1 protein-coding gene is annotated in these 2,043 nt (G+C 31.5%); it reads left to right on the forward strand.

Translation table 11 applies throughout. From position 1 onward, the window contains the following. Positions 1 to 130: 130 nt before the first annotated feature. The gene (locus IE051_RS18505) at positions 131 to 1,795 is read left to right on the forward strand and encodes a serine hydrolase domain-containing protein (protein WP_189362900.1); all 1,665 of its coding nucleotides are present in this window, start codon (positions 131 to 133) and stop codon (positions 1,793 to 1,795) included. The last annotated feature ends 248 nt before the right edge of the window (positions 1,796 to 2,043 follow it).

Genomic DNA, 2,043 nt, shown 5'->3' on the forward strand with positions numbered 1-2,043 from the left:
CTATTTTTAGCTTAACCTATGTTAGTTGCTTTGTTTGCTAGCTTCTGATTTTCCTTCGGAAAATCCTCGCACACAAACACGCAACATTTCATATACGTAACCGTTAGCACCAATTAAAAAACCCTCAACTATGAAAAAATATTTTCTATTATTATTTCTTATTTCTTTTACAGTATATTCGTTTGGACAAATTAAAGAAAGTCAAGCGATAGACAGCATTTTCACGGAATGGAATAAGACAGATGTCCCAGGATGTGCGTTAGGAATAATAAAAGAAGGAAAACTAATTTATGCCAGGGGATACGGAATGGCAAATATGGAATATGATATTCCGAACTCTGCCAGTTCGGTTTTCAGAATTGGCTCTACTTCTAAACAGTTTACAGCTGCTTGTATTGTTTTATTGACAGAACAAAGAAAGTTAAATTTAGAAGATAAATTAAATTCCTTTTTTCCTGATTTCCCAGAATATGCAAAGAATATTACAATACAAAATTTATTGAACCATACAAGTGGTATAAGAGATTATCTGACAATTTCATACTTAAAAGGTTATGGAGATGATGAGTATTATGAAGATGATGATATTATGAACTGGCTCATCAATCAAAGCGAACTAAACTTTAATTCTGGAGATGAATTTTTATATAGTAATTCAGGATATTGGTTACTCGGTCAAATAGTTAATAAAGTTTCTGGAATGAGTATGGCTGATTTTGCTAACAAAGAAATATTCAGCCCTTTGGGAATGTCAAATACACATTTTCATAATAATCATAAACAAATTGTCAAAAACAGAGCCTCAGGATATCTACCAACAGATGATGAATCATATGAAATCAGTATGACAACTTTAGATATGATTGGAGATGGCGGAATTTTCACTACCATAAATGACATTAAAAAATGGGATGATGAATATTACTACAGAAATGTATTAAGTAATGAATTTTGGACTTTGATGACCAAGCAAGGTGTTCTAAATAATGGAGAAGTTATTGATTATGCTTCTGGTTTAGATATAGGTAACTACAAAGGATTAAAAACTATAAGTCACGGAGGTGCCTTTGTTGGTTTCCGAGCTGAATTGGTTCGATTTCCTGAAAATCACTTTTCAGTTGCCATTTTTGCAAATAGAGGTGATGCTAATCCAACAGGTATGGCTTATCAAGTAGCTGATATAATTCTAAAGGAAGATTTTAAAGACATTAAAGTTAGCAACAATAAAGAAATTGAAAAACAAGAGTTTATTAACATAAAAACTAGTGAGCTAAAAAAATTCGAAGGACATTATTGGAATGTCGCAGGTTCTTATAGTAGAAAAATTTACGTTAAAAATGACACCTTAAGATACTATCGATCAGAAACTAATGAAAGTAAATTAGTTCCAATAAGCAAGAATGAATTTAAAATGATTGATGTAGGTGTAGATGTAATTATAAAATTTGAAAACGAACATAAAAACCAGACAATGTCTGTAATTATTTATGGTGGAAAGCCTATAAATTCAGAAGTGTATATTCCAAAAAAACATACAATTGAAGAGTTAAAAAGCAGAGAAGGAACCTATTACAGTAAAGAGTTGAATGCTAATTATTCTTTGAAAATTGAAGATGGGTCTTTAATGCTATATGTAAACGGAACCAAAACTTCGCCTCTAAAGTCAATAATGGAAAATCTTTTTTCAAATAATGATTACGGAACTTTTGAATTTGTCAAAAAAGAAGCAGGTAAGGATTCTGGCTTTCGTTTAGCGGCAGGAAGGGTGAAGAATTTGGAATTTAAAAAGAAATAATAACTGGTGCTAACACCGTATATAAAAAATTGCTGGTTTTACCCTAAACCAATGTGAGTTGCTTTGTTTGCTAGCTTCTGATTTTCCTTCGGAAAATCCTCGCACACAAACACGCAACTTTCCATATACAACAACGTTGTACACAATTTTGACCCGTCCTGAATAAAGGCTACATAATTTTAAACATTATGTACAAAAATGACAAAGTAATCAGACGGTATTCAGAACCCTTTAAACTGAAAATTTTA

Origin of the sequence: Algibacter mikhailovii (genome assembly GCF_014651495.1) — a bacterium.
GTDB classification, from domain to species: Bacteria; Bacteroidota; Bacteroidia; order Flavobacteriales; family Flavobacteriaceae; genus Algibacter_E; species Algibacter_E mikhailovii.